Source organism: Serratia sp. LS-1 (genome assembly GCF_003719595.1).
Classification (GTDB): domain Bacteria; phylum Pseudomonadota; class Gammaproteobacteria; order Enterobacterales; family Enterobacteriaceae; genus Serratia; species Serratia ureilytica.
The window spans coordinates 819,075-832,105 of the sequence record NZ_CP033504.1; the positions used below are offsets into that span (position 1 = coordinate 819,075).

Annotated in this window: 17 protein-coding genes; 10 read left to right on the plus strand and 7 right to left on the minus strand. The window is 63.1% G+C overall.

Translation table 11 applies throughout. From position 1 onward, the window contains the following. Positions 1-41: 41 nt before the first annotated feature. Positions 42-953, plus strand: coding sequence for a LysR family transcriptional regulator (locus EDY99_RS04035; protein WP_033642361.1), 912 nt, complete (start codon positions 42-44; stop codon positions 951-953). Here EDY99_RS04035 and EDY99_RS24480 read toward each other — a convergent pair. From EDY99_RS24480 to EDY99_RS04050, 4 genes are all read right to left on the minus strand, one after another. Then, complete coding sequence (locus EDY99_RS24480; protein WP_162997235.1) at positions 941-1,117, minus strand: hypothetical protein; 177 nt, start codon at positions 1,115-1,117, stop codon at positions 941-943. The two genes, EDY99_RS04035 and EDY99_RS24480, sit on opposite strands and share 13 nt — an antisense overlap. Positions 1,118-1,220: 103 nt before the next feature. Further along, complete coding sequence (gene yedA / locus EDY99_RS04040) at positions 1,221-2,144, minus strand: drug/metabolite exporter YedA (RefSeq protein ID WP_122137158.1); 924 nt, start codon at positions 2,142-2,144, stop codon at positions 1,221-1,223. 108 nt (positions 2,145-2,252) lie between these two features. Next, the gene (locus EDY99_RS04045; protein WP_123061480.1) at positions 2,253-2,747 is read right to left on the minus strand and encodes a DUF2878 domain-containing protein; all 495 of its coding nucleotides are present in this window, start codon (positions 2,745-2,747) and stop codon (positions 2,253-2,255) included. Between the two features lie 177 nt (positions 2,748-2,924). Continuing rightward, entirely contained in the window at positions 2,925-3,578 is a 654-nt protein-coding gene (locus tag EDY99_RS04050) for a metalloregulator ArsR/SmtB family transcription factor (RefSeq protein WP_033642364.1), read from the minus strand. Positions 3,579-3,681: 103 nt separating this feature from the next. Here EDY99_RS04050 and EDY99_RS04055 point away from each other — a divergent pair, with 103 nt between their 5' ends. From EDY99_RS04055 to EDY99_RS04080, 6 genes are all read left to right on the plus strand, one after another. Beyond that, positions 3,682-5,136 carry an MFS transporter gene (locus EDY99_RS04055; protein ID WP_123061481.1) on the plus strand — a complete coding sequence of 485 codons (1,455 nt, stop codon included), beginning with the start codon at positions 3,682-3,684 and terminating at the stop codon, positions 5,134-5,136. Between the two features lie 30 nt (positions 5,137-5,166). Continuing rightward, complete coding sequence (locus EDY99_RS04060; RefSeq protein ID WP_049200955.1) at positions 5,167-6,015, plus strand: AraC family transcriptional regulator; 849 nt, start codon at positions 5,167-5,169, stop codon at positions 6,013-6,015. A 71-nt stretch (positions 6,016-6,086) separates the two neighbouring features. Continuing rightward, entirely contained in the window at positions 6,087-6,797 is a 711-nt protein-coding gene (locus EDY99_RS04065; RefSeq protein WP_087762164.1) for an AzlC family ABC transporter permease, read from the plus strand. After that, complete coding sequence (locus tag EDY99_RS04070; RefSeq protein ID WP_123061482.1) at positions 6,794-7,105, plus strand: AzlD domain-containing protein; 312 nt, start codon at positions 6,794-6,796, stop codon at positions 7,103-7,105. The genes EDY99_RS04065 and EDY99_RS04070 overlap by 4 nt, the downstream gene beginning before the upstream one ends. A gap of 69 nt (positions 7,106-7,174) precedes the next feature. Beyond that, positions 7,175-7,744 carry a helix-turn-helix domain-containing protein gene (locus tag EDY99_RS04075; RefSeq protein ID WP_033642366.1) on the plus strand — a complete coding sequence of 190 codons (570 nt, stop codon included), beginning with the start codon at positions 7,175-7,177 and terminating at the stop codon, positions 7,742-7,744. A gap of 2 nt (positions 7,745-7,746) precedes the next feature. Continuing rightward, a complete protein-coding gene (locus tag EDY99_RS04080; protein WP_089194439.1) occupies positions 7,747-8,265 on the plus strand; it encodes a GNAT family N-acetyltransferase in 519 nt (172 codons plus the stop codon). A 3-nt stretch (positions 8,266-8,268) separates the two neighbouring features. Here EDY99_RS04080 and EDY99_RS04085 read toward each other — a convergent pair whose 3' ends face one another. From EDY99_RS04085 to ompC, 3 genes are all read right to left on the minus strand, one after another. Then, positions 8,269-9,099 carry a 5'-nucleotidase, lipoprotein e(P4) family gene (locus tag EDY99_RS04085; protein WP_123061483.1) on the minus strand — a complete coding sequence of 277 codons (831 nt, stop codon included), beginning with the start codon at positions 9,097-9,099 and terminating at the stop codon, positions 8,269-8,271. Positions 9,100-9,114: 15 nt separating this feature from the next. Next, positions 9,115-9,963 carry a GNAT family N-acetyltransferase gene (locus tag EDY99_RS04090; RefSeq protein ID WP_123061484.1) on the minus strand — a complete coding sequence of 283 codons (849 nt, stop codon included), beginning with the start codon at positions 9,961-9,963 and terminating at the stop codon, positions 9,115-9,117. A 179-nt stretch (positions 9,964-10,142) separates the two neighbouring features. Beyond that, on the minus strand, positions 10,143-11,240 hold the full coding sequence (gene ompC, locus EDY99_RS04095) for a porin OmpC (protein WP_033637639.1): 1,098 nt from the start codon (positions 11,238-11,240) through the stop codon (positions 10,143-10,145). 240 nt (positions 11,241-11,480) lie between these two features. On the opposite strand from ompC, the gene EDY99_RS04100 reads away from it, so the two are divergent. The 3 genes from EDY99_RS04100 (at position 11,481) to EDY99_RS04110 (ending at position 12,976) form a co-directional block, all read left to right on the plus strand. Further along, the gene (locus EDY99_RS04100) at positions 11,481-12,137 is read left to right on the plus strand and encodes a glutathione S-transferase family protein (RefSeq protein WP_033642370.1); all 657 of its coding nucleotides are present in this window, start codon (positions 11,481-11,483) and stop codon (positions 12,135-12,137) included. Positions 12,138-12,261: 124 nt separating this feature from the next. Further along, a complete protein-coding gene (locus EDY99_RS04105) occupies positions 12,262-12,594 on the plus strand; it encodes a carboxymuconolactone decarboxylase family protein (protein ID WP_033640942.1) in 333 nt (110 codons plus the stop codon). Continuing rightward, positions 12,584-12,976, plus strand: coding sequence for a tautomerase family protein (locus tag EDY99_RS04110; protein WP_123061485.1), 393 nt, complete (start codon positions 12,584-12,586; stop codon positions 12,974-12,976). The genes EDY99_RS04105 and EDY99_RS04110 overlap by 11 nt, the downstream gene beginning before the upstream one ends. Positions 12,977-13,031 lie beyond the last annotated feature (55 nt).

Below are 13,031 nucleotides of genomic sequence, written 5' to 3' on the forward strand. Positions count from 1 at the left end.
TCCGATACGCCGTGAATCCGGCTCTCTAAGAAGGGAAATACATGACCTCATTTGTCGATCTCGAGGTGTTTGTCCGCACGGTGGACGGCGGCAGTTTTTCCGCCGCGGCGCGCGCGCTGGATATGACGCCGGCGGCGGCCAGCATTGCGGTGAAAAGGCTGGAGCAGCAGTTGGGCGCGCGGCTGCTGGTGCGTTCCACCCGCAGCCTGAGGTTGACGGAGGAGGGGGCTCGCTATCTCGACAGCGCGCGCCTGGCGCTGGGCGCGTTAGCCGAAGGAGAGCAGGCGATCCGCGAGAAGCATCAGGGGCTGTCCGGGGTGCTGCAGATTTCCGCGCCGTCGGATTTTGGCCGCAATTTGCTGCTCTGCTGGCTGGATGAGTTCCGCCTGCAGCATCCGCATATTCAACTGCAGCTTCTGATCAACGATCGGCAGGCCGACCTGTTCCGCGAACCGGTGGATGTGGCGTTGCGCTTCGGGCCGCTGGCCGACTCTTCGCTGGTGGCGCTGCCGATCTTGCCGCAGCATCGGCGGTTGATCTGCGCCAGCCCGGATTACCTGCGGCGTCACGGCGCGCCGCAAACGCCGGCCGATCTGGTTCGGCACAGCATTCTGGTGTATCAGCCCAGCGGCAAACGGCAGGTGGAATGGCGGCTGTGGCGCGGTGAGGAGGGGGTCGAAGTGCCGCTGAACGGCAGCTATTTTACCGATGACGGCGAGGTGGCGCGGCGCTGGGCGCTGGCGGGGCACGGCGTGGTGCGCAAGTCGGCGATCGACGTGGCGGCCGACATTCACGCCGGGCGGCTGGTGCAACTGTTGCCGGAATGGCGCAGCGACGCGGTGCCGATCAATCTGGTCTGCCCGCATCGTTCGCAGGTGTCGGAACGCGTCAGGCAGCTGCAGCGCTTTTTACAGCAGCGCTGCCAGCGTTGGATGGACGATCACTTGGCCTGAAGGGTTTCGGTTTGCGCCGGCGTGGCGGCGGTATCCCCGGAAGGCGCGCTTTCTTCGTGCGGGGTGGTGGAACGGGTGTAGATGTTCAGCCCGGCGAGGAATACGCCGCCCAGAGAACCGAAGGCGCACAGGGCGATGACGATGACGAACGCTTTTTTCAGCATAGGAATAATTTCGCAGGTTGCTTGGAACAGCGGGAATTATAGCCCCTTCGCCGGGTGAAACAAGAATCGTTTTTAACGGCGGCCCGCAGACCGCCCTTTGTGATCACCGCCGTTCGCAGTCGATGGCCTGTACGTTGGCCGGGCGGGCGAACAGGTATTTTCCCAGCGTCACCAGCACCACCGCCGCCACGATGATCACCAGCGCCAGCCACTCGCGCGGCGCCAGCGATTCACCGGCAAAACTGATGCCGAGCAGCACCGCCACCACCGGGTTGACGTAGGCATAGCTGGTGGCGACCGCCGGGCGCACGTTCTTCAATAAGAACATATAGGCGCTGATCGCCAGCATCGAACCGAAGACGATCAGATAGCCCAGCGCCAGAAAGCCGCCGGTGCTCGGCATCTGAACGAGGCGCTCGCCGCTCAGCTGGCTGGCTGCCAATAACACCACGCCGGCGACCAGCATCTCCGCCGCGCCGGCCATCGGCCCGGCCGGCAGCGAGATGCGCGATCCCAACACCGATCCGAAGGCCCAGCTGGCCGACGCCAGCAAAATCAGCAGCGCGCCGGTCGGATTGCCCACCAGGTTGTTGCCGGTATTAAGCAGCACGATGCCCACCAACCCGAGCGCGATGCCGGCCCATTCCAGCTTGGTGTTGCGCATGCCCCACAGCAGGCTGAAGCAGAGGGTGAACAGCGGCACCGTCGCTACCATCACCGCCGCGATGCCGGACGGCACGTGTTGGTGTTCCGCCACCGTCACCAGGCCGTTGCCCACCGCCAGCAGCAGAATGCCGATGGCGCCGGCGGCCAGCCATTGCTTCGGCGTCGGCAGCGCGTGGCCGCGCCAGGCCAGGAAACTGAACAGTACGATGCCGGCTATCAGAAAGCGAATCCCGGCCATCATCAGCGGCGGCCACTGTTCGACGCCCAGACGAATGACGAAATAGGTGGAACCCCAAACGATATATAACGTGAACAACGCCCCGATCAACGGCAGGACGCTACGGCTTTGTTGGCTAAGCATAGGATTGTATTTTGCGGGAATGATTATTATTAGAACGCTCAGTAAACCCGATCGGGCAACCGATAAGCAATGGCCTGCGGCATTATTTTTCCGGCGGCCGAAAGCCGTTCAATGGCCTTGCTGTTTCCACTGCCGCCAACTGACGGCCGGCAGATAAATCGACCAGCCGATGGCCAGCAGCAGCAGCATGAACTCCGGCGGCACGCCGGGCAGCAGGGCGTCCAGTTTCCAGGACACGGCGTAGGCGAAGGGGCCGAGGGCGGCGCCCAATACCGCCAGCGGCCAGGGCGCCGCTCTGACCACGTCCAACAGCCAATACCACCAGCAGCCGAAGCCGATCCACAGCGCGATGCTCCAGAGCGGCAGGCCGTGTTGCCCGCTGTAATGCAGCACGCCGCTGTAGCTCCATAGACCATCCATGCCGATGCCGCCCAAGGCGGCCAGGGCGGCGCCCTTGCGGCGGGCGGCGGGGGTAAAGATCAGCGCCAGCGCCGCACCGGCCAGCAGTATGCCGTTGAGCCGATCGCGAGTCAGCAGCGCCAGCAGCCAGCAGACGCCCAGCCCCAGCGTCGCCAGCCAGAATCCGGCATGCGGCTTCTTCATCGTTCAACTCCCGTGGGGTTACTCTGCCGCCGTGCGCAGCGCGCCGACGGAGGTGTCAGAACGGGCGCGGGGCCCGTTGTTTGCCTGAATATTCGATAATTCAACCTTAGAAGGGAAGGTGCGGGGTGCACAAGCAGAATAATCTGTACCGGTTGAAAACGCGGGCAAAAACCGGTGTTACAAGAGAGAAATCCGGTAGGCGCAGCGGCGAGAGCCGGCCAGAATGTGTTCGGCGCGCTCCACCTGCGCCTGCAGCACTTCGGTGAAGATGCTCAGCTCAGCGCGGCAGAAGCCCTGGCAGACGGTGGCGGCGGCGCAGATCGGGCAGTGGTTTTCCACCAGCAGATAGGCGCCGTCTTCCTCCTGACGCCATTCGGCCATATACCCTTCGCGGCAGCGGATCTCGGTGAGACGCGCCACGCGTTCGCGCAGATCGGTGGCGCCGATCATCGCCTGCTTGTAGTTGATGCGGTTTTCCTGCTCACGGGTCTCGATCAGCAGGTCGATCGCCTGTTCACCCAGCTTGTCACGCACGGTGCGCAGCAGCTGCACCGTCAGATCCGCATGGGTGTCCGGAAAGCGTGCGTTACCGGCGGCAGTCAAATGCCACAGCTGCACCGGGCGGCCCACGCCGCGCGTTTCCGCGATCGCTTCGACCAGCCCCTCTTTCGCCAGCTTGACGAACTGCTGGCGGGCCGCTTCACCGGTGGTGCCGAGCACTTTTCCTGCGTCTGAGGCTTGCTGCGGGCCGCGGGTCTTCAATAGCGTCAGCAAGCGGTCACTGACCGATTGTGCGGTGCTGCCGCCATTTTCCAAGTTTATTCTTGACATATTTCTCCGCCTCGCCCTAACTTATTCCAAGATAACTCTTGTTAAATTTAACGCAATCTCATGACCAACTCAATGCCATTCCTCTGAAAACAGGACAACAACCGTGATAACCCATGACGATAGCCGCTGGAGCGACCTTTTCTCTGGCAAAAATGCGGCCAGTGCGATCGCGCTCTCGCTTGGCGTGGCGCTGCATGCCATCAATATTCTGGTCGCCACCACCATTCTGCCCTCGGTGGTGCAGGATATTGGCGGTCTGGATCTCTATGCCTGGAACACCACGCTGTTCGTGGTGGCGTCGATCCTTGGCTCCGCGCTGTCGGCCCGCTTGCTCAGCGGCTACGGCGCGCGCAACGCCTATCTGGTCGCTTCGCTGTTTTTCATCGCCGGAGCGGGGCTGTGCGCGCTGGCGCCGAGCATGCCGGTGATGCTGATCGGCCGCACGGTGCAGGGGTTCGGCGGCGGGCTGATCTTTGCGCTCTCCTACGCGATGATCAATCTGGTGTTCGAGCAGCGATTGTGGCCGCGCGCCATGGCGCTTATCTCGGCGATGTGGGGCATCGCCACGCTGGTCGGCCCGGCGGTAGGCGGCATTTTCGCCGAGTTGCACGCCTGGCGTTGGGCCTTCGGCATTCTGCTGCCGATCATGGCGCTGTACGCCGCGTTTACCTTCCTGATCCTGCCCAAGGGCCAGGCGCAGCAGGCGGCCGCGCCGCTGCCGACCGCGCAGCTGCTGTTGCTGACCGTGGCGGTGCTGGTGGTGTCCGCCGGCAGCCTGGCGCACAGCGTCTGGATCAACCTGGCGGGCATCGCGCTTTCGCTGGCGCTGATGGCCTGGCTGATGAAGCGCGAGGCGCGCGCGCTCGCGCGCCTGTTGCCGCACGGTGCGCTGCGGCGCGGCTCATCGTTGGCGGCGCTCTATATTACGGTGTCGTTGCTGGTGATCGGCATGACCAGCGAAATCTTCGTGCCCTATTTCCTGCAGTTGCTGCACGGCCAGTCGCCGCTGATCTCCGGCTATATCGCCGCGACCATGGCCGCCGGCTGGACGTTGTCCGAAATCCTCAGCTCCGGCTGGCGCGGGGCGGGCATTCGCCGGGCGATCGTCAGCGGGCCGCTGTTCGTGCTGGTGGGCCTGCTGGCGCTGGCGATCCTGATGCCGACGCCCTCCGACGGTCACTGGCAGGCGCTGACCCCGATCGTCATCGCGTTGTCGCTGGTGGGATTCGGCATCGGCTTCGGCTGGCCGCATCTGCTGACGCGCATTTTGCAGGTGGCGCCTGAAGCGGACAAAGACATCGCCGGCGCCTCGATCACCACGGTGCAGCTGTTCGCCACCGCATTCGGCGCGGCGCTGGCGGGGATGATCGCCAACCTGGCGGGGCTGAACGATCCGGGCGGCGCGGCGGGCGCGGCATCGGCGGCGCGTTGGCTGTTCCTGGCGTTCGCGCTGGCGCCGCTGCTGGCGGTATTCAGCGCCTGGCGCTGCGCCGCGATCGCGCCGCCGGCCGCCGAGACGGGCAATTTTGTACAAACCCCGCCCTCGCGCGAATGCTAGAATGGCGCTCATTCAGCGGAGGTAGGCAAGATGAAGGTGGAAGGCGCAGCGCGCAAAGCATCCCGGGAACAGGCCCATTTCATGCACGTCGACGATCTCGGCGGGCTGGAAGTGCTGCAGGCCACCTACCGCCGCCAAACCTTCTCGCGACACAGCCATGAAGGCTTCTGCGTGGGCGTCATCGACGACGGCGCCCAGCGTTTCTACCGCACCGGTGGCGAACACGTGGCGCCGCTGGGCAGCATCATTCTGGTCAACGCCGACGACATCCACACCGGCAGCTCCGCCACCGAAGAGGGATGGTCGTATCAGGCGATGTACCCGACGCCGGAGCTGCTGGCGTTTTTGTCGCGCGATCTGAAAACCGGCGCCGGCGCGACGCCTTATTTCCCCAACCCGGTGGTGCACGACGTCGGCCTGGCCGGCCAGCTGCGGATGGCGTTCAGCCTGCTGCGCAGCGATGAGAACCGGCTGATGAAAGAGACCATGGTGTTCTCGGCGCTGACCTGGCTGATGCTGCGGCACGGCAAAAGCCGCATCGATCCCACGCCGCAGAGCCGGGCGCAAAGCCAGGTGGCGCGGGTGAAAGCCTTTCTCGACGATTTCCCCGAGGCGGACATTTCGCTGCTGGAGCTGGCGGAGCGAGTGGCGCTCAGCCCTTATTACCTGCTGCGGCAGTTTCAGCAGGCCACCGGTCTGCCGCCGCACGCCTATCAAATTCAGGCGCGGCTGCGTAAAGCGCGCGGCATGCTGAAGGCCGGCAGCAGCGTGCTGGACAGCGCGCTGAGCTGCGGTTTTCACGATCAAAGCCATTTCCACCGCCATTTTCGCAAGTCGATGGGCATCACGCCGGGCGACTACGTCAAATCGCTGAAATAACCGGGCAATCGGGTGCAATACCCGTGTGCGCCTGCGCCGTAAGCTGGCTTCTTCAACCGAAGGAGAAGCCCATGACTGATTCAATCCCCCTCATCACGCCGCCGTCTGCCCGCCTGCGCCCCGCGCTGCAGGGTGGGGTGGCGATCTTGCCGCTGTGCCTGGCGGTGGTACCGTGGGGCGTACTGGCGGGCTCGATGGCCCTGCAAAGCGGCCTGACGCCGGCGCAAGGGCTGGGCATGTCGGCTATCGTGTTCGCCGGGGCGGCGCAGCTGGTGGCGATGGGCATGATCAAGGGCGGCGCCGGGCTGCTGGCGATCCTGCTGTCGACCTTTTTCGTCACCGCCCAGCATTTTCTCTATGCGCTGCGGCTGCGGGAGCGCATTGCGCCGCTGCCGTTACGCTGGCGGCTGGCCCTGGGATTCTTGCTCACCGATGAACTGTTTGCGCTGACCGGCGAACAGGCGCCGGCGCGTTTCGACCGCTGGTATGCGCTGGGCGCCGGGCTGACCTTTTACCTGTGCTGGTTTCTCTCCACGCTGCTCGGCATCGTAGCCGCCGGCAGCGCCGGGGATCTGGACGGTTATGGGCTGGATTTTTCCATCGCCGCCACCTTTATCGCCATCGTGGTGCCGCTGGTGCGCAGCCTGCCGGTGTTGGCCTGCGTGCTGACCGCGCTGCTGCTTTCCATTGTGTTGCACTATTTCCAGACGCCGGGCGCACTGGTGATCGCCACCGTGGCGGCGATGCTGGTCGGGCTGCTGTGCAGCGGGGGGCGCCGATGATCTGGCTGACGATAGTCTTGATGGGGCTGGTGGTGTTCTTCAACCGCTACGGCTTTTTGGCGCCGGGATTGCCACTGCGGTTATCGCCGCGCGTCAAAACCCTGCTGAGCTTTTCCGTGCCGGCGGTGCTGACGGCCATTTGCGGGCCGATTATCGCCTTCAGCGGCGACCAGCTGCGCGCCGCGCCGGATAACCCTTACCTGTGGGGGGCGGTGTTTGCGGTGATATTGGCGTTCTTTCTGCGCAACATGCTGGCGGTGGTGTTGCTGAGCCTGCTGATATTTATCGCGCTGCGCGGCATTTTTTAAAATTCGCTTGCCATATCTCTAATTTGAGATTATTTCTCTTATATGGGATTTTCAAGCGGAGTGTGAACGATGGATAACGGTCTGGACAATGCCGACCTGAGGTTGGCGCAGCGGCTGGCGGATTTGCGCCAGCAACGGGCGTGGTCGCTGGAGGAGCTGGCGCAGCGCACTGGCCTTAGCCGGGCGACGCTCTCGCGGGTGGAGCGCGCCGAGACCAGCCCGACGGCGTCGTTGCTGAACCGGCTGTGCGCCGCCTATGGGTTGACCATGTCGCGCCTGCTGAGCGAGATCGAAGACGAGCCGCCGGAGCTGTTGCGGCCGCAGCAGCAACCGGTGTGGGTCGATCGCGCCAGCGGTTTTCACCGTCGCTCTGTTTCTCCCCCCGCTGCGTTGTATAAGGCTGAATTTATCGAAGCCCGGCTTGATGCCGGCGCGCAGATCGATTACGACCTGCCGTCGATTCCGGCGCTGGAGCACCATCTCTGGCTGCTGTCCGGGCAGCTGGAGTTGACGCTGGAAGGGCGCGTTTTCCGGTTATCATCCGGCGACTGCCTGCGCTACCGCCTGTTCGGCGCCTCCCGTTTCCATGTCCCCGGCGATGAGCCGGCCCATTACACCCTCGTTATTTGCAGGCCATAGCCATGATTGAATTGCAACAGTGGGACGCCGGCGCGGCGCAAAGCGCCATTGCCGAATTGGCCGAAATGCTGCACGCCAGCGTGGCGCACGGCGCCAGCATCGGTTTTGTCATGCCCTTTACGCTGACGCAGGCGCAGGCGTTTTGGCAGGGGGTGCTGCCGGCCATCGCGCGGAGAGAGCGTGCGATGCTGGTGGCGCTCGCGAACGGCCGGCCGGTCGGCACCGTGCAGCTGCTGTTGGCGATGCCGGACAACGGCCGCCACCGGGCGGAAGTGGTCAAGCTGATGGTGCACCCGCAGGCGCGGCGGCAGGGCGTCGCCCGGCTGTTGATGCAGGAAGTGCAGGCGCTGGCGGCGCGTCATCGCCGCAGCCTGTTGGTGCTGGATACCCTGAGCGGCAGCGCGGCGCAGGGGCTGTACCGTCAATTGGGGTTCGAGGCGGCGGGCGACATCCCGCAATACGCCCGCGCCAGCGACGGCGGGGCGTTGGAGGCCACCTGCTATATGTACAAACTGCTGTGAGGGTTAGCGCCCGCGCCAGGCCTTGATCGCCTGCTGGCGCACCTGCAGCTTCTGTTGCGGCGTCAGCTTGTTGTAGTCGCGAGCCAGGCCGCTTTCCCAGTCGCCGTACAGCGGGTTGGGCAGCACGATGAATTCGGTGCCGAACTTGCCCTGGTTCTCGCTGACGAACGCCCGGCGCTGCGCATTGTCCTTATGGTAAGTCGCGGCGCCGAAGTCGTTCAGGTTGTCGCCTGCGTACACCACGATGTCATAGCCGGCTTGTTTGATGGCGTCGAAGCGCGCCTGCTTATTGGCGGTGTCGGTGCTGAGCAGCACGGTTTTTTCCGACAGGCCGGTGAAACCGAGCTTCTGCATGTTGGCCACCGTGGCGGCGTAGTCGCTCTGCTTGCGGTTCGACACGTAGAACATCGTCCCCTGATGGGTGTTAACGTAGCGGGCGAACGACACCGCGCCCGGTACCGCGGCGGCCTGTTCGGCCTGCGTCCATTTGGCCCAGGTGGCGCCGTCGTACGGTCTGCCCTGCTGCGCCTGCCAGCCGGAGTAGGCGCTGTTATCCAGCATGGTTTCATCCAGATCGACCACCACCGCCTTTTTACGGCCTGGCGCGGCCCTGGCCTGATCGAAGGCGCGCTGCGCGCTGTTGAACGCCTGATGCGCCAGCGCCTGGTATTCGCCGGACTGTTGGAACCAGTTGACCGCCAGCACCGATTGATCCGCCAACCGCTGCTGGGCCTGCGCGTCGGCGTGCGGCGGCTGCGCGCAACCGGTCAAGGCCAGCAGCGCGACGCCCATCGCCGCGCCGAGGGTGAGTGTGCGTACCTGTTTTCCTGCCATTGTTATCTCTCTTTTTTATTGTGGACTGTCCAGCAGCATATCCATCTCGAACTGACGCAGGGGATCCTGCCGCCAGCCAAGATGCGTAAAGAAGGGGGCGGCCACCTCGGGCACAAAAACGTTGGCGGTCAGCGGCAAAGGGGCGAACTGCGCTTGCAGAGCGGCCAGCAAGGCGCGGGCATGCCCCTGGCCGCGATGCTGCGGCGGCACGTAGATCAGGCGCAGCCAGCAGTGCTCGGCGCCGGGCATCACCACGGCGTAGGCTTGGCGTTCGAGGGTATAAGCGCGCGGTTTGCCCGGCAGTTTGAACAGCGATTCGGGGGCGATCAGCCAGGGCAGGTCGGTGGCGCCTTCCGCCGTCAGGCGATGGCTGACGGTAAGCGGATCGACCGCCTGCAGCACCGCATTGCCTGGCGGCACGGCCGCCGGCGCCTGATGGCCGGTCAGGGTGCGCACGATGCGCAGCCCGGCGCGGTGGTACAGCGCCAGCGCGGCGTCGTTGCCTTCGATCACTTCCAGCGACAGCCGATGATCGCCGCGCTGACGGGCATCCGCTACTACCCGCTGCATCAGCGCCTTACCCAGCCCCTGGCCGCGCATCTCGGGGCGTACGGAAAAGGCCGCGATCCGGCTGTGCCGGCCGCGGCGGGCGATCAGCGCCACCGCCACCGGTTCATTGCGATGGGTGACGATCAGGCTGTCGTTCAGGCTGAGATCTTCGGCGCCGAAGCGGGCGGCGAAGGTCGGCCCGTCGAGGACGAAACGCACGATGTAGTTTTCAAAACAGTGGTTGAGGATGTTCGCCAGTTCGTCGCTGCTGTAGCGCACGGCGTTGTGATAGTTAAACCGACCGTCGTTATGCATGGCTGATTCCGCTCGGGGGAAAGCTATACATGTAGACCCGTTTGTTTGGCAAGGCAAGCGGGGGCATTCGCCGGCGGGGAAAATAAAAACAAAAAAGCCGGACGCAGCCGCCCGGCGAAATAAAACTCTGGGTATCAAGTGACGCTAAAGTTTGCAGTGGTGGTTATTCATTCATCACATCAGAACTGATAGGTCAGGGCGACGGCAATCACGTTGTCGTCTTTCAGACCCAGCTTATTATTGCTGTCGAGCTGGTTGATTTTATAATCCACATAGGTCGACATGTTCTTGTTGAAATAGTAGTACGCGCCGACGTCGATATATTTCACCAGGTCGGTATCGCCGATGCCTTCAATATCTTTGCCCTTCTGCTGAACGTAGCCCAGCGATGGACGCAGACCGAAGTCGAACTGATATTGCGCAACCAGTTCCAGGCCTTCGGCTTTATTGGCGAAGCCGCTGACGGAAGTGGAGCGGTTATTGATGGTGGCGGTGCCGGAAATTGGCGCGATGTTGCGGCTTTCCGAGTAGGTCGCGGCCAGGTAGACATCGTTGTTGTCATACTTCAGACCGGCGGCCCAGATATCGGCCTTGTCGCCTTTACCGAAGGTGCCCGCTTTCTGACTGGCGGTGCGGTTGGAAGAGGCATAGGCGGCGCCCACGCTCAGGCCGTCGATGATTTCATAGCTGGAGGAAAGACCCCAGCCGTCGCCGTTAGCCTTGCTGGCGGAGCGGCCGTCGTTTTCGTTCTTGCCCTGATACTGGACGGCGAATTTCAGGCCGTCGACCAGACCGAAGAAGTTGTTATTGCGGTAGGTGGCGACGCCGTTGGTGCGGCCGTTCATGAAGTTGTCGGTTTTGACGTACGCGTCGTCGCCGAATTCAGGCAGCATATCCGTCCAGGCGCCGACGTCGTAAATAATGCCGTAGTTGCGACCGTAGTCGAAAGAACCAAGGTCTTTATATTTCAGACCGGCGAAGCCCAGACGCGTTTTAGTGTCTTTGGTGCCGTCGGATTCAGAATGGTTAGCGGCGATCTGATATTCCCACTGGCCGTAACCGGTCAGCATATCGTTAATCTGAGTCGCGCCTTTAAAGCCGATACGGACGTAGGTTTTATCGCCATCGTTGCCGGCATCATCGGAGAAATAATGCAGGGCTTTCACACGACCGTAAAAATCGAGTTTGTTGCCGTCTTTATTGTAGATTTCTGCTGCCTGTGCCGCTTGCGCAAGTAAAAGTGCCGGAATAATAACGGCCAGAAGATTACGTTTCATGGGTTACCCTGCTTTATTCGATTAAAAGACGCTATCATCAGTTGCATTGCTGCTTTACTGTGCCGTCCGGTTGTTGGCGGCGGAGAATTTTTACCGTAGTAATGTGATCTATTTATGACAAAAAATTCATTTTCATGTCGAACGATTAAAAAAGTCGCGCAAAGGGTGAATTTTTTCTGCAACCGACGGTCGGCGGCTGGTCTACAGTTACCGATAGCCTGATCGGTTTCCGGAGGAATCATGCACGATACTTATACATTGTTCGGTACGCAGGGGTGTGGCTCGACCATCGTGGCCGCCGCGTTGGTGCTGACCGCGTTCCCCTGGGGCTACGAGGAAGTGGATTACACCCAGGAGGGCCCGGAGCGGGATCGCCTGTTGGCGTTGAACCCGCTCGGTCAGGTCCCCACTCTGGTGCTGCCTGATGACGAAGTGATGACGGAGAGCGCGGCGATTATCCTGCTGCTGCACGATCGCGCGCCGCACGCCGAATTGGCGCCGCCCGGCGGCTCGCCGCTGTTGCCGCGCTTTTTGCGCTGGCTGTTGTTCATCAACGCGGAGATTTATCCCACTTTCACCTATGCCGACCATCCGCAGCGCTGGCAGCCGAAAACGGAAGGGGCGGAACAGCTGAAAAACGCAGTGATGGATTATCGCGAGCGTTTATTGCGGCAGTTGAACGCCGCCGCAGGAGCGTCTGGCCCGTGGTTTCTCGGCAAGAGCTTCAGCGCGCTGGATCTGTACGTGGCGGTGATGTGCAACTGGCGGCCGGGCCGCGCGTGGTTCCGGCAACACTGCCCGCGACTGTACGCCATTGCCGAACGGGTGGAACAGCGGCCGGAGCTGAATGTGCTGCTGAGCGCCCATTTCGACGGCGTTGCCCCGCTGGAACCGTGACATCGCCCCGCCGCCCGGCGGGGAACCCTCCCGTTTTTCTGAACCGAGACTGCCGAAAATCCCGATTTTCACTCGCCTCGCTGGCGGGTAGCGTAAGGCTATCCGCAACTGACAGGAGAGTGTGATGCCATCAAAATCCCAGGCCGGGCAACAGGCGTTCGGCGATATCGCCCCCAAGCTGGCGCAGCTCAGCGACAGCGTCTTGTTTGACGATGTTTGGCAGCGGCCGGCGCTGAGCCCGCGCGAACGCAGCCTGATCACCGTCGCCGCGCTGGTGGCGCTTAACCGCGTGGAACAGCTGCCGTTTCACCTGCAACTGGCTCAGCGCAACGGCGTGGCGCATCAGCAGCTGGCTGAGCTCATCACCCACCTGGCGTTCTACGCCGGCTGGCCCGCGGCGGCGTCGGCCGTGGCGCGCCTGCGCGAGCTGGAACCGGAGGCGCCCCATGCCGTTTAGCCGCATCGCCCTGCATCAGGGCAAGTCCGCCGACTATCTGCAAACCTTGTCCGACAGCCTGCATCAGGCGCTGGTGGAGGCCTTCGAGGTGCCGCCGACGGACAGGTTTCAGGCGATCGATCAATACCGCCCCGGCGAGCTTATCTACGATCGCGACTATCTCGGCGGGCCGCGCAGCGCGGATTTCGTGCTGTTTTACATCACCGCCGGGCGGCCGCGCGACAGCGACACCAAGCGGCGTTTTTACCGGCGGTTGGCGACGCTGCTGGCGGAGAACCTGCGGCTGAACCCCGAGGATGTGATGGTGGTGATCGCCACCACCCAGTTGGACGAGTGGTCGTTCGGCGGCGGGCGCGCCTCAATGATCGATCCGCAGGCGTAACTCGGGCTGACGTCGCCGGCGGTCTGTGGGACAATAGCGCCATCATTTCGTTTAG